This is a genomic window from Microbacterium indicum DSM 19969 (assembly GCF_000422385.1).
GTDB lineage: Bacteria > Actinomycetota > Actinomycetes > Actinomycetales > Microbacteriaceae > Microbacterium > Microbacterium indicum.
In genome coordinates, this window is sequence record NZ_AULR01000003.1 from 93921 (window position 1) to 112512 (window position 18592).

At 74.2% G+C, this 18592-nt stretch carries 15 protein-coding genes; 6 read left to right on the forward strand and 9 right to left on the reverse strand.

Annotated features, from left to right (window positions below; translation table 11 throughout):
- Positions 1-46 precede the first annotated feature (46 nt).
- Both H576_RS0105620 and H576_RS0105625 read right to left on the reverse strand, forming a co-directional pair.
- Complete coding sequence (locus H576_RS0105620; protein ID WP_051172229.1) at positions 47-679, reverse strand: LysR substrate-binding domain-containing protein; 633 nt, start codon at positions 677-679, stop codon at positions 47-49.
- 60 nt (positions 680-739) lie between these two features.
- Positions 740-1147 (reverse strand): transferase, encoded by a 408-nt coding sequence (locus H576_RS0105625; RefSeq protein ID WP_029150133.1) that lies wholly within the window; start codon positions 1145-1147, stop codon positions 740-742.
- A 181-nt stretch (positions 1148-1328) separates the two neighbouring features.
- Here H576_RS0105625 and H576_RS14470 point away from each other — a divergent pair, with 181 nt between their 5' ends.
- Entirely contained in the window at positions 1329-2591 is a 1263-nt protein-coding gene (locus H576_RS14470; RefSeq protein WP_036319469.1) for a winged helix-turn-helix domain-containing protein, read from the forward strand.
- A gap of 12 nt (positions 2592-2603) precedes the next feature.
- Here H576_RS14470 and H576_RS0105635 read toward each other — a convergent pair whose 3' ends face one another.
- The 3 genes from H576_RS0105635 to H576_RS0105645 all read right to left on the reverse strand — a co-directional run bounded on the left by H576_RS0105635 (position 2604) and on the right by H576_RS0105645 (position 8739).
- Positions 2604-3026, reverse strand: coding sequence for a rhodanese-like domain-containing protein (locus tag H576_RS0105635; protein ID WP_029150134.1), 423 nt, complete (start codon positions 3024-3026; stop codon positions 2604-2606).
- Between the two features lie 79 nt (positions 3027-3105).
- On the reverse strand, positions 3106-7785 hold the full coding sequence (locus H576_RS0105640; protein ID WP_029150135.1) for an Lhr family ATP-dependent helicase: 4680 nt from the start codon (positions 7783-7785) through the stop codon (positions 3106-3108).
- A gap of 339 nt (positions 7786-8124) precedes the next feature.
- A complete protein-coding gene (locus H576_RS0105645; RefSeq protein ID WP_029150136.1) occupies positions 8125-8739 on the reverse strand; it encodes a TetR/AcrR family transcriptional regulator in 615 nt (204 codons plus the stop codon).
- 63 nt (positions 8740-8802) lie between these two features.
- Between H576_RS0105645 and H576_RS14475 the strand changes: the two genes are divergently transcribed.
- The gene (locus tag H576_RS14475; RefSeq protein WP_245559118.1) at positions 8803-10056 is read left to right on the forward strand and encodes an MFS transporter; all 1254 of its coding nucleotides are present in this window, start codon (positions 8803-8805) and stop codon (positions 10054-10056) included.
- Positions 10057-10325: 269 nt separating this feature from the next.
- Here H576_RS14475 and H576_RS0105655 read toward each other — a convergent pair whose 3' ends face one another.
- Positions 10326-11921, reverse strand: coding sequence for an ABC-F family ATP-binding cassette domain-containing protein (locus H576_RS0105655; protein ID WP_029150137.1), 1596 nt, complete (start codon positions 11919-11921; stop codon positions 10326-10328).
- A gap of 343 nt (positions 11922-12264) precedes the next feature.
- Here H576_RS0105655 and efeU point away from each other — a divergent pair, with 343 nt between their 5' ends.
- From efeU to efeB, 3 genes are read left to right on the forward strand one after another with little or no spacing between them, the layout of a single operon-like run.
- A complete protein-coding gene (gene efeU / locus H576_RS0105660) occupies positions 12265-13194 on the forward strand; it encodes an iron uptake transporter permease EfeU (protein ID WP_029150138.1) in 930 nt (309 codons plus the stop codon).
- A complete protein-coding gene (gene efeO / locus H576_RS0105665) occupies positions 13191-14414 on the forward strand; it encodes an iron uptake system protein EfeO (RefSeq protein WP_029150139.1) in 1224 nt (407 codons plus the stop codon). Before efeU ends, efeO begins: the two co-directional genes overlap by 4 nt.
- A gap of 1 nt (position 14415) precedes the next feature.
- Positions 14416-15675, forward strand: a complete 1260-nt coding sequence (efeB, locus tag H576_RS0105670) for an iron uptake transporter deferrochelatase/peroxidase subunit (protein ID WP_029150140.1) — start codon at positions 14416-14418, stop codon at positions 15673-15675.
- Positions 15676-15690: 15 nt separating this feature from the next.
- Here the strand turns inward: efeB and H576_RS0105675 are convergent, their stop codons facing one another.
- On the reverse strand, positions 15691-16302 hold the full coding sequence (locus H576_RS0105675) for an alpha/beta hydrolase (protein WP_029150141.1): 612 nt from the start codon (positions 16300-16302) through the stop codon (positions 15691-15693).
- Between the two features lie 125 nt (positions 16303-16427).
- Here H576_RS0105675 and H576_RS0105680 point away from each other — a divergent pair, with 125 nt between their 5' ends.
- Positions 16428-17054: a DUF4916 domain-containing protein gene (locus H576_RS0105680; protein WP_029150142.1), complete on the forward strand. Its 627-nt coding sequence runs from the start codon at positions 16428-16430 to the stop codon at positions 17052-17054.
- A gap of 14 nt (positions 17055-17068) precedes the next feature.
- Here the strand turns inward: H576_RS0105680 and H576_RS0105685 are convergent, their stop codons facing one another.
- Both H576_RS0105685 and H576_RS0105690 read right to left on the reverse strand, forming a co-directional pair.
- Complete coding sequence (locus H576_RS0105685) at positions 17069-17581, reverse strand: flavin reductase family protein (protein ID WP_051172273.1); 513 nt, start codon at positions 17579-17581, stop codon at positions 17069-17071.
- 55 nt (positions 17582-17636) lie between these two features.
- Positions 17637-18530 carry a LysR family transcriptional regulator gene (locus tag H576_RS0105690; protein WP_029150144.1) on the reverse strand — a complete coding sequence of 298 codons (894 nt, stop codon included), beginning with the start codon at positions 18528-18530 and terminating at the stop codon, positions 17637-17639.
- Positions 18531-18592: the final 62 nt, after the last annotated feature.

Sequence of the window (18592 nt, forward strand, 5' to 3'; positions counted from 1 at the left end):
GAGCGAGGCGCCGCTGCTGGGCGATCTGCTCAGAATGCTGGTCGTGTCACCGCGACGAGCGGGCGGTGCGGCCGCGCGTGATGCCGACGAGCGCCTGCACGTCGTCGTCGTCGCGGTCGCGCAGCCAGGCGAGGACGACGCTCGAGAGGGGGCCGCCGACGAGCGGGCGCGTCACGACGTCGCGGCGCTGGTTCGCGCGGGCGAGCGACATCGGGACGACGAGGATCCCGACGCCCGAGGCGACCGTCGCGATCGCGTCCTCCGTCCGCTCGATGGGGGCGAAGGACGGGGCCGCGGTCGGCAGCGCGAGGGGGCCGAGCACGTCGTCGAGCGGCGTGATGAGGATCTCGCCGTCGAGGTCGGCGGGGACGAGCTCGTCGGCGGCCGCGAGATGCGAGTCGGCGCCCGCGACGACGACGGGGATCTCGTCGTAGAGGTCGACGGCGTGCAGGTCGTCGCCCGTGAGGGGGCGGCGGGCGATGACGGCGTCGGCGCGGCCGTCGCGCAGCGCGGCGATCTGGTCGCGGGCCTCGACGTGCACGAGCTCGATCGGCTGGAACGGCCGCTGCTCGCGCCACCGCGAGATCCACTTGCCCGGCGTCGCGCCGGGAACGGCGGCGAGGCGGAACGGGTCCCTGCGCGCGGGGGGCGGCTCGGGGTCGGTCTTCTTACGCGCCATGCCTCCAGGGTACGGAAGAGGCCACCCCTCGCCGCGGAGGGGTGGCCTTCTGAGGTGTCGCTACGCGGCCAGGCGCAGGCCGCGCGGGTCGGTCGCGACGCGTTCGCCGTCGCGGATCGTCTGGTCGTCGCCGATGAGGGATCCGCCCGCGACCTGGGCGCCGCGGCCCACGAAGCTGCGCACGCCGATCTTGGCCTTGGGGCCCACGGCGGCGTCGGGGCCGATGTGCGCGCCCGCGTCGATGATCGCGCCCGGGCCGATCACCGCTCCGGGTTCGACCCATGCCCCCGCCGCGATGCGCGCGCCGTCGAGCACGCGGGCGCGGGGCTCGACGTAGGCGCCGGCCTCCACGCGGGCTGTCGGGGAGACCTTCGCTCCGTGCGCGACGAGGCCGCGACCGTTGGCGTGCTTGCGGTAGCGCAGGGTGCCGCCCTGGTCGTCATCGATGTCGACGTAGTTCTTGCCCATGTCGTCCTTCCGGGATCGGGAATGGCCGGACATCGGGATCAACGAGGCGGGTGCCGCGTGTATTCCCGGTGGGACTCTCCATGCTCACCCGGGCATGATGTGGTTCGCTGTGATGCTCCTATGCCGCGTCTGTGGATCCGGGTCCTGTCGCATGTCGGAGGCCGTCAGTAGCGTGGACCGCATGGTGAGGACGACGCTGTCGGCGGCCGAGGCGCGCCGGGTCGCGCTGGCGGCGCAGGGGATCGGGCGCGAGCGCGCCGGCGGGGGCACGCGGGCGATCCGCGGCGAGATCGCGCGCATGGGCGTGCTGCAGATCGACTCCGTCAACGTGTTCGCGCGCTCGCACTACATGCCGCTGTTCTCGCGGCTGGGCGCATACGACCCGGCCGATCTCGACCGCGTCGTCCTGAGGAGCGGCACGCCGTCGCGGCCCGCGCGGTTCGTCGAGTACCTGCCGCACGAGGCCGCGTTCATGCCCGTCGACGACTGGCCGCTGTGGGGCTTCCGGCGCGCCGACGTCGTCGAGCGCTCGGGGCGGTGGGGATCCTGGGCGGCCGAGAACGCGTCGGCCGTCGACCGCGTGCGCGCCGAGCTCGCCGACCGCGGGGCGCTGCGCGCCGGCGACATCGAGTCGGTCGTCCGGCGCGCCGACCGCGGGCCGTGGTGGGACTGGGATCACGCCAAGCGCGCCCTCGAGTACCTCTGGTCGGCGGGCGAGGTCGTGGTCGCGGGGCGGCGGGGCTTCGAGCGCCTCTACGCGCCGGCCGAGCACGTCGTCGCGCCCGAGCTGCTCGCGGCCGAGGTGCCGCGGCATGACGCGATCCGCGAGCTCGTGCGCCGCGCCGCCCGCGCGTACGGCGTCTCGACCGTCGCCGACCTCAACGACTACTACCGGCTGCGTGCCCAGGTCGACGTGCGGGCGGCGGTGCGCGACCTCGTCGACGCGGGCGAGCTGATCCCCGTCGAGGTCGACGGGTGGCGCGACGCGGCGGGGCGGCAGATCCCGGCCTTCCTGCACCGCGGCGCCCGGGTGCCGCGGCGCGTCGAGACCGCGGCGCTCCTCAGCCCGTTCGACCCCGTGGTGTGGTTCCGCGATCGCACGCTCCGGCTCTTCGACTTCCACTACCGCATCGAGATCTACGTGCCGCAGCCGAAGCGCGCCTACGGCTACTACTCCCTGCCGCTCGTCGTCGACGACAGGATCGCGGGGCGCATCGACCTCAAGGCCGACCGCGGCGCGTCGACCCTGCTCGTGCAGTCGGCCTGGTGGGAGGGGCCGGCGGGCGCGGCCGACCGGGTCGCGGCCGAGCTGCGCCGAGCCGCCGCGTGGCAGGGGCTCGACCGGATCACGGTGTCGCGCTGGGGCGACGCGTCCGACCACCTCGCCGCGGCCCTCGCGGCCGAGCGCCACGAGCACCCCAACGCCGGGCTGCCCCGCCCGTGAGGCGCCGCGGGGTCAGGCCGCGGGAGCGGCGCGGACGACGCCCGTGAGCGGATCCACGGGGTAACGCGTCTCGCCCGCATCGGTGACGACGGGGTAGCCCTCGCGCGCCCAGTACTCGAAGCCGCCGATCATGAGCCGCACCTCGTAGCCGAGCTCGGCGAAGGCGAGCGCGGCCTTGTCGCCGCCGTTGCAGCCGGGGCTCCAGCAGTAGACGACGACGGGCGTGCCCGCGGGGATCTCGGCCGCGGCGCGATCGGCGATCTCGCGCGTCGGCAGGTGGATCGCGCCCCGCGCGCGGCCCTGCGCCCACGCCTCGGCCGAGCGCGTGTCGACGAGCACGAAGTCCTCGCCCGCCTTCTGCGCCACGCGCACGTCGGCGGCGTCGGTCTCGAAGCGCAGCTTCGCGCGGTAGTGCGCGGCGATGTCCTGTGTCATGCCGCGAGGCTACGACGGCGGCCGCCCCGGGAACCGGGCTTGGCAGGATTCGCGCGGTGCCTGGCCGGGGCGCGCGGCGTCACCGCGCCCGGCGCAGGGTGAGCCCCTTCGTCGACTCGACGAAGCCCGCCGCCCGCAGGTGGCGCGCCGCCGGCGCCTCGTAGACGAAGACGCCGTTGACCTTCTCGATCGTGAGGGTCTCGAGGCGGCGCTCGGCCGCCGTCTGGGCGAGCCCCCGCGCGGCGGCCGCCAGCGCGGCGTCGTCGTCGGCGAACGACAGGACCGTGCGGCCCCCGCGCTCGAGGTAGAGGGCGAGGGATCCGTCGACCATCACGACGACGGCGCCGGCCTTGCGGCCCGGCCGGTGCGTGACGTCGACGAGCGCGGGCCAGGGGAGTGCGGCGCCGTAGGGGTTCGCGGGGTCGGTCGCCGCGAGGACCCGGGCGCGCAGCGGCGCCGGGTCGGGCAGGCCCGAGAACGTGCGCAGCCGGTCGATCGTCGGAGACGCCGCGAACTGGGCCGCGCCGAGCTTCTCGATGAGGTAGCCGCGGCGGCAGTGGCCCTGCTCCTCGAAGGTCGCGAGGGTGCGGTACGCCTGCGCGAAGCCGCCGGGGGATCCCTCGTTCTGGACGGACCCGCGCGTGACGACGCCGTACCGATCGAGCAGCAGCGACGCATGGGCCGCGGCGCGGAGCGCGGCGTCGCCGTCGGGCGCGGGGAGCGCCGACCAGCGGCCGCCGACGACCGGAGCGGGGCGCGGCGCCGACGACCCCGAGAACGAGACACCGCGGAACGAGCGCGTGCGCGGGGGTCGGCGCGCGGCCTTGTGAGCCTGGGATCCGCCCGCCATGAGCTGGCGCAGCGGCGCGAAGGTGTCGTTCGTCACCCGGCCCGCCCAGACGAGCCGCCACAGGGCGTCGACCACGGCGGTCGTCGAGGCTTCGGGGTCGTCGAGCGCGAGCACGACCTGCCCCGCGAACATCGCGCCGCCGGGGCCCAGGGCCTCGAGGACACGCGCGTCGAGCGACGCGGCGTCGACCTCCGACTCGGGCGGCGCGAGGGTGATGGGGAGGGCGTCGGCGGGGTGCAGCGCGACCCACCCGTCGCGTCCGGCGATCGCGCCGTGGCCCGTCCACACGACCTCGCCCGCCGCCGTGAGCTCGTCGAGCATGGCCGGGGCGTAGTCGGCGATGCGCGAGGGCAGGACCATCGACTCCCACGCGCTCGCGGGGATCGGGACGCCCGCGAGCTGCTCGACGACCTGCAGGACGCCGTCGACGCCCTCGAGCGGCCGGTCGAGGTGCTGCCAGGCGGGGAGGAAGCGCGCGAACGCCGCGGGATCGACGGGCTCGATGGATCCCCGCAGCGCCGCGAGCGATCGCATGCGGATGCGGCGCAGCGCCTCGGCGTCGCACCACTCGGGCTCGTCGGCGAGCGTGGCGGCTGCGCCATCGGGCAGGAAGAACCCGCTGACCGCGCGGCCCTGCTGCTCGAGGCGCTGCAGGGCGTGCCGCGCGACGGCGGCGCCGATGCCGAGGCGATCGGCGACCTGCTGCACAGCGAAGGGGCCGTGCGTGCGAGCGAAGCGGCTCACGAGGTCGCCCAGCGGGTCGGCGACGGACTCGGTGAAGGCGACGGGAACGCCCGTCGGGAGGGCCGTGCCGAGGGCGTCGCGCAGGCGGCCCGCGTCCTCGATCGCGGCGAAGCGCTCGGATCCCGCGACGCTCACCCGGATCGCGCGGCGGGAGCGGACGAGCGCGTCGAGGTGCTCGCGCGCCTCGGCCTCGGTCGCGTGCGGGGGATCCGGCTCCCGCTCGTCGCCGGCCGCGTCGACGACGACCGGCTCGGCGACGCGCGGGGCGTCGGCGCGGTCGAGCCGCGCCGCGACCTCGTCGGCGCCGAGCGGCCCGAGGAGGCGCAGGAGATCGGCGACGCCCTCGAGGCCCCGCGCGCGGCGCCCGGCCGCGAGGCGCTGGACCTCGAGCTCGAACTGCGCGAGGACGTCGGGGTCGAGCAGCTCGCGCATCTCGACCCGGCCGAGGAGCTCGCCCAGCAGGGCGGGGTCGACCGACAGCGCGGCCGCGCGGCGCTCGGCGAGGGGCGAGTCGCCCTCGTACATGAACGCCCCGACGTAGCCGAACAGCAGGTCGCGGGCGAACGGCGAGGTCTGGGCGGGCTCCGACTCGACCAGGCGGATCCGTCGCTCGCCGATGCCGCGCGCGATCCGGACGAGCGACGGCAGGTCGTACACGTCCTGCAGGACCTCGCGCAGCGTCTCGAGGATCACGGGGAACGTCGGGTGGCCCCGCGCGACCTCGAGCAGGGCCGCCGACCGCTGGCGCTGCTGCCACAGCGGCATGCGCTTCCCGGGCTGCAGCCGCGGCATGAGGAGCGACCGCGCGGCGCACTCGCGGAAGCGCGACGCGAAGAGCGCCGACCCTCCGACCTCGTCGGTCACGAGCTGCTCGAGCTCGTCGGGGTCGAAGACGAACAGCTCGGCGCCCGGCGGATCGGTCTCGGTGTCGGGGATCCGGGCCACGATCCCGTCGTCGCTCGCGACCGCGGATCCGTCGACGCCGAGGCGCTCGCGGATCCGCGCGTTGACCGCGAGCGCCCACGGGGCGTGCACGGGCATGCCGTACGGCGAGTGCAGGATGATCCGCCAGTCGCCGACCTCGTCGCGCCCGCGCTCGACCGTGAGCGTGCGGTCGGTGGGGAGGGATCCCGTCGCCTCGCGCTGCTCGTCGAGGTAGGAGAGCAGGTTGGCCTGCGCGTTGTCGTCGAGGCCGGCCGCGCCCATGCGCTCGCGCGCCGCCTGAGGATCGGCGGCGGCGATCTCGCGCGTGAACCGGCCGAGCGCCTCGCCCAGCTCGGCGGGGCGGCCGAGACCGTCGCCCTTCCAGAACGGCACGCGCCCCGGCTGCCCGAACGCCGGGACGACGTTGACGCGGTCGTGCGTGATCTCGACGATCCGCCAGCTCGTCGTGCCGAGCGTGAAGACGTCGTTGACGCGCGACTCGTAGACCATCTCCTCGTCGAGCTCGCCGACGCGTGCGCCCGTCGTCTCGCCGATCGCGAAGACCCCGAAGAGGCCGCGGTCGGGGATCGTGCCGCCGCTCGTGACGGCGAGCCGCTGCGCGCCGGGCCGGCCCTCGAACACGCCCCGGTCGCGGTCCCACACGATGCGCGGGCGCAGCTCGGCGAACTCGTCGGACGGGTAGCGGCCGGCGAGGAGGTCGAGCGTGGCCTCGAACGCGCTGCGCGGCAGGGCGCGGAACGGCGCCGAGCGGCGGACCGTCTCGAACCAGTGCTCGACGTCGACGGAGTCGAGCGCCGCGGCCGCGACGGTCTGCTGGGCGAGGATGTCGAGCGGGTTCTGGGGGACCGCGATCGCCTCGATCCGGCCGTGGAGCATGCGCTCGGTCACGACGGCCGTGTGCAGGACGTCGCCGCGGTGCTTCGGGAACAGATCCGCACGGCTGATCTCGCCGACCTGGTGGCCCGCCCGGCCGACGCGCTGCAGGCCGCTCGCGGCGCTGGGCGGCGACTCGACCTGGATCACGAGGTCGACCTCGCCCATGTCGATGCCGAGCTCGAGGCTGCTCGTGGCGACGACGCAGCGCAGCGCGCCCGACTTCAGCTCCTCCTCGACGATCGCGCGCTGGTCCTTCGACACCGACCCGTGGTGGGCCTTCGCGAGGACGGCGGCGGATCCGCCCGTCTCCATCTCGGTCGGGCCCATGAGCGCGGCCTTCGCCGCGGGCGGCGGCTCGAGGCCGAGGCGCTCGGCGTAGATCTCGTTGAGGCGGCCCGTCAGCCGCTCGGCGAGGCGGCGCGAGTTCGCGAAGACGATCGTCGAGCGGTTCGCGAGCACGCGGTCGACGATCGCCTCCTCGACGTGCGGCCAGATGGATCCGCTGATCTCGGGGTCGTGCGACGACGGCATGCCGTCGTCGACGCCCTCCCAGAAGGCGTCGTCGGCCGGCGCCACGGGGCCGGCCTCGGCGCGGGCGGGCGCGGGCGGGTGCTGCATGTCGTCGACGGGGACGCGCACCGCGAGGTCGAATGTCTTCGACGCCTTCGGGGCGACGATGTCGACGGGCGCCGAGCCGCCGAGGAAGCGCGCGACCTCGTCGATCGGCCGGACGGTCGCCGACAGGCCGATGCGCTGCGCCGGCGAGTCGAGCAGCTCGTCGAGGCGTTCGAGCGAGACCGCCAGGTGCGCGCCGCGCTTCGTCGCCGCGACGGCGTGGACCTCGTCGACGATGACGGTGTGCACCTGCGCGAGGGTGTCGCGGGCGCGCGAGGTGAGCATGAGGTAGAGCGACTCGGGCGTCGTGATGAGGATGTCGGGCGGGTTGCGCACCATCTTCTGGCGGTCGCTCGACGGGGTGTCGCCGGAGCGGACGCCGACCGAGACCTGCGGGGCCTCGAGGCCGAGGCGCTTCGCCGCCTGCGCGATGCCGACGAGGGGCGACTGCAGGTTGCGCTCGACGTCGACGCCGAGCGCCTTGAGCGGCGAGACGTAGAGGATCTTCGTCGTCGGCTTGGCCCCGGGTTCGGGCCGCTCGCGGAACACGCGGTCGACGGCCCACAGGAAGGCCGACAGGGTCTTGCCCGAGCCCGTCGGCGCGACGACGAGCGCGTGGCGGCCCTGCGAGATCGCGTTCCACGCTCCCTCCTGGGCCGCGGTCGGCGCAGGGAAGGCGCCGCGGAACCACGCCGCGGTCGCGTCGCCGAACCGGCTCAGAACGTCCATGGATCCATCCTCCCGCCGACCCCCGACACGCGGGCCCGCCCCGCCGCCACCGCCCACCCCACCCGGTGCAGAACCACGGCAGATCCGGCCCGTACCTGCCCGACACGCCGCGCGCCCCGCGGCGGCGGCGAGATCTGCCGTGCTTATGCCTCGGCAGGCGCGCCGAGGGAGACGGTGACCGCGGGGCGCGCGCCCCGCGGCGGACCTGCCGCCGCACCGTCCCCCGCCGCCTTCGCCCGACCACCCGCGCAGGACTACGGCAGATCCGGCCGGCACCTGCCCGACACGCCGCGCGCCCCGCGGCGGCGGCGAGATCTGCCGTACTCCTGCGGGCGGTGCTCAGCCGCCCGCGCGCGTGAGGCGCCGCTCGACGGGTGCCCATCCGCGCTCGAGCATCTCGAACCCGGCCTCGAGCGTCGCCACCTGGTCGTCGCTCTCGGTCACCATGGTCTGCAGCTGCAGCACGAAGCGGGCGTAGACCCGGATCTCGGTGGTCGGCTCGTCGAGACCGAGGGCATCGGCGATCGCCTCGGACAGCGCGTCGCCGTGGCGCAGCCACATCCGTGCGCCGTAGTCGCGCAGCGCGGGCGTCTCGTGGAGGAACCGCATGAAGATCCGGGCCACGTCCTCGCCGTGCTCGTCCACGTTGAGCCCGATCTCCGCGGCGTAGAAGTCGCGGATCGCGCGGTTGATCCCGACCCCGTCCGGCCGATCTCGCACCGCCCCGACGAGGCGGTCGCGCTGCTCGTCGTCCTCGTCGAAGACGAGCGCCTCCTTCTGCGGGAAGTGCGCGAAGACGGTCGTCGGCGACACGTCGGCGGCGTCGGCGATCTCACGGATGCTCACGTTGTCGAAGCCGCGCTCGAGGAACATCGTCGTCGCGACGTCGGAGATGTTCTTGCGCGTCGCGGCCTTCTTGCGCTCGCGGCGGCCCAAGGGCTCGGCGGTCGTCATGCAGTCAGACTACCGACTTCAAAGTTGTATTGACTCTGAAACTGGTATTGATACAGTTTTGGCATGACTTCACTGAATCAGCCCGCGCGCGGCTCCCAGCGCGCCTGGATCATGCTCGTCACGCTGACGATGCTCACCGTCGTCGGCATGACCGTCGTCCTCCCCGTCCTCCCGTTCGTGGTCCTGCAGTACGTGCCCGACGAGGGCCAGCTCTCCCTCTGGGTCGGCGTGCTCGAGTCGGTCAACGGGCTCTGCGCCTTCTTGGTCGCGCCGTTCCTCGGCCGGCTGTCCGACCGCTTCGGGCGCCGGCCCGTCGTGATCGCGGCCTCCTTCGGCGCGGCCCTCGCGATGACGCTGTTCGGCATCGGGGGAGCCCTGTGGATCCTCGTGCTCGCCCGGGCGATCCAGGGCCTCACCGCAGGCGACCTGCCCGCGCTCTTCGCCTACCTCGCCGACATCACCCCGCCCGAGCAGCGCGCCAGGCGGTTCGGGCTCCTCGGCGCGCTCACGGGGATCGGCACCATGGTCGGCCCCGCGATCGGAGGAGTGCTCGCCGCCGTCAGCATCCAGCTGCCGGTCTTCCTCACGGCCGCCGTTTCGCTCGTCGTCGCGGTCGTCAGCATCTTCCTGCTCCCCGAGAGCCTCCGGCCCGAGAACCGGATCCCGCGGATCTCGATGCGCGAGGTCCAGCCGTTCACGGTGTTCGTCGACGCGTTCCGCCGACCGGCGCTGCGCGGGCTCATGATCGCGTTCGGGATCATGGCCCTTCCCTTCGGGTTCTTCGTCAACAACTTCAGCGTCCTCGGCCTCGACGCGATCGCGTGGGGGCCGACTCAGATCGGGCTGCTCACGGCGGCGGTGGGGGTCATCGACATCGTCGTGCAGGGGGTGCTGCTCGGGATCCTGCTGCCCCGCATCGGCGAGCGCGGGGTGATCGTGAGCGGGATCGCCGCGCAGATCGTCGGGCTCGCGGGGCTGGCGCTCGTCGCGTCGATCGCCGCCCAGCCGTGGCTGTTCATCGTCGGGGCGCTCGCTCTCGCCGCGGGGCAGGGCGCCTCGCAGGCTGCGATGGACGGCGCGATGTCGAACGCCGTCGGGGACGACGAACAGGGGTGGCTCGGGGGTGCGACCCAGTCGCTCACGGCCGTGATCGGCGCCGTCGCGCCGCTCATCGTCGCGGGGCTGTACGTCGGGTTCGGCCACGCGGTGCCGTATGCGGTGGGCGCGGCGCTCATGGTCGTCGCGATCGTGGTCGTCGCCCGCGCGCACATCGCGAGCCCCGCGAAGGGCGAAGCCGAGGCGGCGCTCGCCGCATAGGCCGGGGTCCCGGCCGCACGACGACGGCGGATCCGTCCGGCACCCCGCCGACACGCCGTGCGGGCGGCGTCGGGGGCTGATTCTGCCGTCGTCGTGCGGGCGGGGCCGGGCGGCCGGCGTGGGGGAGCGCGGACGGCGGCCGGGATCCGCGCGGCGGCCGGGCGACACCGACCCCGCCGCACGACTGCGGCAGGATCGTCCGGTGCCGGGCCGACACGCCGGGGCTGGGATGGCCGGGGACTGAATCTGCCGTCGTCGTGCCTGCGGCGTCACACGGCGTCGCCCTCCGCGGGGCCGGCCTCCGCGAGGCCGCCGTCCCGCAGCTCCAGCACGAGGTCGGGGGCCAGGCGCCGGAGGAACGCGTCGTCGTGGCTCACGATCAGCACCGCTCCGCGGAACGCCGTCAGGGCGGCGAGGAGCTGCTCGGCCGTCTCGATGTCGAGGTTGTTCGTCGGCTCGTCGAGGACGAGCAGCTGGGGCGCCGGATCCGCGAGCAGCAGCCGCGCGATCGCGACGCGGAACCGCTCCCCGCCCGACAGCGTCCCGACGGACCGGTCGGCCTCGGCCCCGCGGATCAGGAAGCGCGCGAGCCGGTTGCGCAGCGCCTTCTCGTCGATCCCCGGCGCCCCGGCAGCGACGGATCCGAACGCCGTCTCGGCGTCATCCAGCCCGTCGAGCCGCTGCGGCAGGTAGGCGACCCGGTCGGTGTGCAGCTCGGCCGACACCGGTCCCGGCGCGGCGCCGCCGCGCACGAGTGCCTCGAGCAGCGTCGACTTGCCCGCCCCGTTCGGCCCGACGAGCGCGACGCGCTCGGGCCCCTGGACGATCCACGACCGTTCGCCGTCCGAGAGCGTCAGGATCCGCCGGCCGGCCGCGACGTCGGGGTCGGGCAGGTCGAGCGCGACGGCGTCGTCGTCGCGGATCCGCCGGCCCGCCGCGTCGAGCGCGGCTCGCGCCTCCGACTCCTTCCCCTGCGCCTCGCCCCGCAGCCGCCCGGCTGTCGACTCCGCCGACGAGCGCAGGGAGTTCGCGAGGATCTTCGGCATCGACTCGGCGGCCTTCTTCCCGGCCTTCGCCCGCCGTGCGATCTTCGTCTCGAGCTCGATCCGCTGCCGCTTCTCGCGCGTGAGCGCCTTCTTCGCGTCGGCCTCCGCCTGCCTGGCCGCGTCCTGCTCGGCGTCGAGGTGCTCCCGCCAGGCCGAGTACGGGCCGCCGAACACCGTCAGGCCGCCGTCGTACAGCTCGGCGGTGTCGTCCATGAGCTCGAGCAGGTCGAGGTCGTGCGACACGACGACGAGGGCGCCGCGCCACCCGCGCACGAGGTCGTGCACGGCGGCGCGCCCCGCGCGGTCGAGGTTGTTGGTCGGCTCGTCGAGGAGCGTGACGGACGCGCCCCGGAGCCGGATCCCCGTGAGGGCCGCGAGCATCGCCTCGCCGCCCGAGAGCTCGCCGACCCGCCGCTCGAGCATCGCGGGGTCGAGGTGCGCCTCGGCGAGCGCCGCGCGGGCGCGGGCCTCGACGTCCCAGTCGTCGCCGACCTCGTCGAAGCGCTCGGGCGCGACGTCGCCGTCGGCGATGGCCCGCACGGCGTCGAACGCCCGGTCGACGCCGAGCAGCTCGGCGACCCGGAGGTCGCGGTCGAGGGTCAGCTTCTGCGGCAGGTACGCGACGTCGCCGTCGGCGGTGACGCGCCCCGCGGTCGGGGCGAGCTCGCCCGCGGCGAGCCGCAGCAGGGTCGACTTGCCGGCGCCGTTGCGGCCGACGAGGCCCGTGCTCCCGGAGTCGAAGGATCCGCTGACGTCGCGCAGGGCGACGGATCCGTCGGGCCAGGTGAAGGAGAGATGGTCGAGGACGAGATTCGGCATGGTGCCTCCCGGTTGTCAGAGCAGAGGGGTGCGCTGACGCGGGGCGTGCCGGGGCCTGTCGGCCGGGAGGGCGAGCATCGACGATCAGCGCGGGAAGGCGCTGGCGATGCTCCGAGAACGGAGTCGACGATCAGCGCGGGTCACGCGTGTGCGTCGAGGTTCCTCACCGGTTCGTTCCGTTCGTCGGGGACAGGACCCCACCAGCTTAACGCGGCGCGACCCGCCCGCGCGGACTTGCCCCGAGGGCCCGCCCCGGCGTAGCTTTCTGAAATTAGGCAAGCCTTGCCTTGTGCGCGCGACCGCTCGTGTCGCGATCCCCCGTTCTGAATGCGAGACCCCCGCGTTGTTCGCGACCTTCCTCATCGGCCTGCGCGAGGGCCTCGAAGCGGCGCTCGTCGTCGGCATCCTCGTCGCCTACCTCGTCCGCTCCGGCCGCCGCGACGTCGTGCCGCGCATGCTGATCGGCGTCGGCCTGGCCATCGCTCTGGCGGTCGGCATCGGCGCGATCATGACCTTCGGCGCCTACACCCTGAGCTTCGAGGCGCAGGAGATCATCGGCGGCGGGCTCTCGCTCCTCGCGGTCGCGATGGTCACCTGGATGGTCTTCTGGATGCAGAAGACGGCCCGGTCGATGCGGTCCGACCTCGAGCGCAGCGCCGAGCGCGCGCTCCTCACGGGATCCCTGTGGTCGATCGTCGCGATCGGCTTCGTCTCGGTCGCACGCGAGGGCATCGAGACGACGCTCCTCCTCTGGTCGATGGTCCGGTCGTTCGGCGACGCGCCCCAGGCGCTCCTCGGCGCCGTGATCGGGATCCTGACGGCGATCGTCCTCGGGTGGCTGCTGCAGCGCGGCTTCGTGCGCCTCGACCTCCGGCGGTTCTTCACCTGGACCGCGGGCGTCCTCGTCGTCGTCGCGGCGGGCGTCCTCGCCTACGGCCTCCACGACCTGCAGGAGGCGGGCGTCCTGCCGGGCCCCTTCAGCGCGTTGGCGCCGATCGACCAGGCGACGGGCCTCGTCGCGACGGGCCTCTCGGGCTTCCCCTTCGGGTACGCGTTCGACGTGAGCGCCGCGATCCCGCCGGGAGGCGCACTCGCCGCGATCCTGCAGGCGACGCTCGGCTTCACCCCGCAGATGACCTGGGTCCAGGTCGTCGCGTGGGCCCTCTATCTCCTGATCGTGGGCGGAATCTACCTCCGCCGCGTGCGGCAGGGAGCGCGTCGTCCCCGCGCCGCTGCCGCTGTCCCCTCACCCTCACAGCAAGGAGCATCATGATCACCCCACGCGCTTACCTCGCGCTCGCCGCGGGAGCGGGCGCCGCCCTGCTCCTCACGGGCTGCGTCGCGAACGACCAGGGGGGTTCCTCCTCCGGCGCGCTCGCCGTCGCCGCCGACGACACGTCGTGCGCGGTCGACGCCGCGACGTCGACGAGCGGGACGGTCGCGTTCGACGTGACCAACAGCGGATCCCAGGTGACGGAGTTCTACCTCCTCGCCGACGACGGCCTGCGCATCGTGGGCGAGGTCGAGAACATCGCCCCCGGAGCCTCGCGCAGCCTGACGGTCGTCGCCCAGCCGGGCGACTACTTCACCCTCTGCAAGCCGGGCATGGTCGGCGAGGGCGTCGGCCGCGCGGCCTTCTCGGTCACGGGAGACGCCGTCGAGGTCAGCGGCGAGGACGCCGAGGTCAAGGAGCAGGCGGTGTCGCTCTACGGATCCTTCGTCAAGGACCAGGTCGAGCAGCTCGTCCCGGCGGTCGACGCGTTCGTCGCGGCGTACGAGTCGGGCGACGACGACGCGGCGCGCGAGCAGTTCCCGCAGACCCGCGCGTTCTACGAGCGCATCGAGCCCGTCGCCGAATCGCTCGGCGACCTCGACCCGCACATCGACTACCGCGAGGTCGACGCCGTCGCCGAGGGCCTCGACTGGACCGGCTTCCACCGCATCGAGAAGGACCTCTGGGTCCCGGCCGAGGACGCGCTCAACGCCGACGGCGAGACGTCGGCGTGGCAGGACTGGGAGCCGTCGACCGACGAGCAGCGCGCCGAGTTCGGCGACCAGCTCGTGGCCGACGTCGCCGAGCTCAACGACTACGTCCACTCCGACGACTTCGCCGCGGCGCTGACCGACGGCGGCATCGGAACGATCTCGAACGGCGCGATCGGCCTCCTCGACGAGGTCGCGACGGGCAAGATCTCGGGCGAGGAGGACTGGTGGTCGGGGACCGACCTCTACGACTTCCAGGCCAACGTCGAGGGATCCAAGAACGCGTTCGAGATCGTGCGCGACTTCGCTCTCACGAAGGACGAGGACCTCGTCGCGTCGATCGACGACGGCTACGCCGCGCTCGAGGACGCCCTCGCCGCGCACGGATCGATCGAGGACGGCTTCGTCTCGTACTCTGAGCTGAGCGATGACGACAAGCGCGATCTCAGCGATCTGCTCAACGCGCTCGCCGAGCCGCTCTCGCAGCTGACCGCAACCGTCCTGGAGTGAGATGACCTCGGATCAGGTCCCGAATGTCCCCGGCGGTCTCAGCCGCCGGGGACTTCTCGGTCTCGTCGCGGGGGCCGGCGTCGTGGGCGCCGCGCTCGGCGCCGGCGCGACCGCCGCAGTCGCGGCGACGCGCGGCGACGCGGCGTCGGATGCCGTGCACCCCTTCGCGGGGGAGCACCAGGCGGGGATCACGACGCCCGTGCAGGACCACCTGCAGTTCGCGGCGTACGACATGGCCGACGGCGCGACGCGCGACGACCTGATCTCGCTGCTCGACGACTGGTCGTACGCTGCGTCGCGCATGACGCAGGGGCTCGACGTGAGCGCGACGGGCGCCGTCGGCGGATCGCCCGAGGCCCCGCCGGACGACACGGGGGAGGCTCTCGGCCTGCCGGCGTCGAACCTCACGATCACCTTCGGCTTCGGCCCCACGCTCTTCGAGAGCGACGGCGAGGACCGCTTCGGCATCGCCGACCGCCGCCCCGCGGCCCTCGAGCGACTCCCGTCCTTCCTCGGCGACGACCTCGACCCCGTGGCGAGCGACGGCGACCTGTGCATCCAGGCGTGCGCCGACGACCCGCAGGTCGCGTTCCACGCCGTCCGCAATCTCACCCGGATCGCCTTCGGCCGCGCGCGCCTCCGATGGTCGCAGCTGGGCTTCGGGCGCACCTCGAAGACCGTCGCCGACCAGGCGACGCCGCGCAACCTCTTCGGCTACAAGGACGGCACCGCGAACATCCTCGCCGACGACGAGGACGCGCTGCGCGAGCACGTGTGGGTCGGATCCGACGACGAGCCCGCGTGGCTCGCGGGCGGCTCCTACCTCGCGGTCAGGCGCATCGCGATGCTCATGGAGACGTGGGATCGCACCCGCCTCGCCGAGCAGGACCGCGTCGTCGGGCGCGACAAGGCCGACGGGGCGCCGCTCTCGGGCGGGTCCGAGACGACGGCGCCTGACTTCTCGGGCGGCGCGATCGACGCCGCGAGCCACGTGAGCCTCGCGCACCCCGACCACAACGACGGCATCCGGATCCTGCGCCGCGGCTACAACTACGTCGACGGCAACACGTCGCTCGGGCGGCTCGACGCGGGCCTGTTCTTCCTGTCGTACCAGCGCTCGCCCGATCAGTTCGTGACGCTGCAGCGCGCCCTGTCGACCGACCTCATGGGCGAGTACCTGAGCCACACGGCGTCGGCGCTGTTCGCGATCCCGCCGGGCGCGCGGGACGGCGGATCCGTGGGCGCGGGCCTCTTCGCCTGAGCCCGCGCCGGCGGGTCAGGCCTGCCGGCGCAGGAACGCCGCGAGGTCGGCGAGCTCCTCGTCCGAGACGGCGTGGCCGAGCCCCGGGTAGACGCGGCCTGCGAGCGCGCTGTGCGGCGGGAGCTCGAGCGTCGTCAGCGTGACGGCCTCGGCCGGGACGACGGCGTCGTCGGCGCCGCGCCCCCAGAACACCGGGACGGGCGCCTCGGCGAGGGCGGCGTCGCCCGGCAGGGATCCACCGGCCCAGTAGCCCGACAGGTTGACGACGAAGTCGAAGCGCTCGGGCGCGAGCCGCATCGCCTGCAGCGACACCGCGCCGCCCTGCGAGAAGCCGACGAGCCCGACGGCCTCCTCGGGGAGCCACGCGAGGAGAGCCTCGGCGGCGGCGGTGACGGCGGCGGGATCCCGCGACGCGAGCCCCTCGATGGGGTACCAGCTCCACCCGCCCTGCGGGAACGGGGGAGTGAGTGGCGCGCGCACGGCCGCGTACGAGAACTGCTCGGGCAGACGTGAGCGGAGGGCGAAGAGGTCGCGCTCGTCGGATCCGTAGCCGTGCAGGAGCACGACGAGGGGGAGCGACGGGTCTCCGGATCGCAGCACGGCGGCGTCGTCGAGGCTGAGCGTCATGGATCCATCCTCCCACGCCGCGGCAATACCCCCAGGGGGTAGGCGGTGCGCGGGGCGCCGCGACGCGAACCCGCCGCCCGGGCAGCCGCGAGGGCGGCGGGCGACGCGCGCGGTACCGTTGCCGCATGGCCGTGCGCACACCCGATCCCGATCCCGGCGACGAGTTCCCCGACGAGCCGCGGCTGCCGAGCGACCTCGGCATGAGCGGGCTCGGCGGCGTGCCGGGCGGATCCGCGAACCCGGCCTGGCTCACCGACCTCGAGCTGGCCGAGGCGCGGCAGCGCCTGCCGATGCTCTACGTCGAGGCCGTCCCCGTGCGCACCGACGGCACGGGCCAGGTCATCGAGGTCGGCGTGCTCCTGCGGTCGACGAGCTTCGGCGAGCTCGTCCGCACCGTCGTGTCGGGGCGCGTGCGCTACGGCGAGACGGTGCGCGACGCGCTCTACCGCCACCTCGAGAACGACCTCGGCCCCATGGCGTTCCCGCAGGTGCCGCCGCAGCCCGTGCCGTTCACGGTCGCCGAGTACTTCCCGATCCCCGGGGTCTCCCCGTACCACGACGACCGGCAGCACGCCGTGTCCCTCGCGTACGTCGTTCCCGTGACGGGCACGTGCGAGCCGCGCCAGGACGCGCTCGAGGTCACGTGGATGACCCCCGAGGAGGCCGCGAGCGACGCGGTCGCGGAGGAGATGGAGGGCGGCCGCGGGCTGCTGCTCCGCCACGCGCTCGCGTCGGTCGGCGCGCTGCGCTGAGCCCGGGCGGCGCCTCAGAGCGCCGCGATGCCGTGGAGGCGGCGGCGGTGGTAGACGATCGGCGAGCGCTCGTCGATCGCGGCGGCGGCGCGCACCTCGAGCAGGACGATCTCGTGGTCGCCCGCGGGCGTGACCGAGACGATCGAGCACTCGAACTGCAGCGGCGATCCCGCGAGGAGGATCGCGCCGTCGTCCGTCACCTCGGAGTCGAGGCCCGCGAAGCGGTCGCCCGAGCGCGACGAGAGCTGCGTGCAGGCGAACGACTGGTCGTCGGCGAGGAGGCTCACGCCGATCCGGCCGGCCCGGCGGAGGCGGGGCCACGTGCGCGACGAGCTCTGGGCCGAGAAGAGCACGAGGGGCGGGTCGTACGACACCCCCGTCGTGAACGACGACGCGATCATCCCGATCCGCTCGCCGTCGACCTCGGCGCCGAGCGCCGCGACACCCGAGGGCGCCTGGCCCATCATCGCGCGCACGTCGGCGGGATCGGAGGCGATCGGTGCGAGGCGCGTGGCGGTGATGGGCATGCCGCCCATGGTCCTCGTCCGCGGGCGGCGCGTCGAGAACGGGGTTAACAGGGCGTCACAGAGCGGCGTCGAACACGCGGCCGAGCGCCTCGCGCGCCGCGACGACCCCTGGCGCGGTGCGCGACGCCTCGCGCGCGGCCGTGAAGATCTCGCGGGTCGGGGATCCGGGCAGATCGACGAGCGCCACGGGCGTCTCGTCGCCGGCGAGGAGGAGCTCGGGAAGCAGTCCGACGGCGTGGCCCGCCGAGATGAGCCGCACCTGGGCCAGGAGGTCCTCGGCCGTGAAGCGCACGTCGGGTTCGAAGCCCGCGGCGCGGCACTGCTGCCGCGACCACGCGTGCACGGCCGTGCCGGGCGGCTCCATGACCCACGCAACCCCCGCGGCGTCGGCGAGCGATCGGATCCCCGAGTCGGGCCCGACCGCGAGGCGGATGGGATCCCGCCCCAGCGGCACGCGGTCGAGCCCCGGCCGCAGCTCGCGCGTGTGCCCGGGGTACTGCTCGGCGATGACGAGGTCGAAGCCGCGCGCCTCGACCTCGAACAGCCCCTCCTCGGGCGGGATCACGGCGATCTCGACGCGCAGGCCCGGGTGCGACTCGGCGAGCGCGTCGAGCATCCCGGGCACGAGGGCCCGCGCGACGGTCTGCAGCGCCGCGATCCGCACGGGCGCCGGCAGCGGGTTCGCGAGGTCGATCTCCTCCCGGACCCGCTCCTCGAGCGCGAGGACGCGGGCCGCGTGCTCGGCGACGGCCTCGCCCTGCGCCGTGAGCCGCACGCGCCGCCCGTCGGCCTGCAGGAGGGGCGCCCCGACCTCGCGCTCGAGCTGCGCCAGCTGCTGCGACACGGTCGACGGCGAGTAGCTCAGCGCGCGCGCGACCTCGGTGATCGTGCCGCGCAGCTGCAGCTCGCGCAGAAGCTGCAGCCGACGCGTGTTCCAGGCGATCTGCATACTTCGAAGCTATCGAATGGAGCCGTTCGGAACTGTGCGCTTTACCAAATGGATGGGCGGCC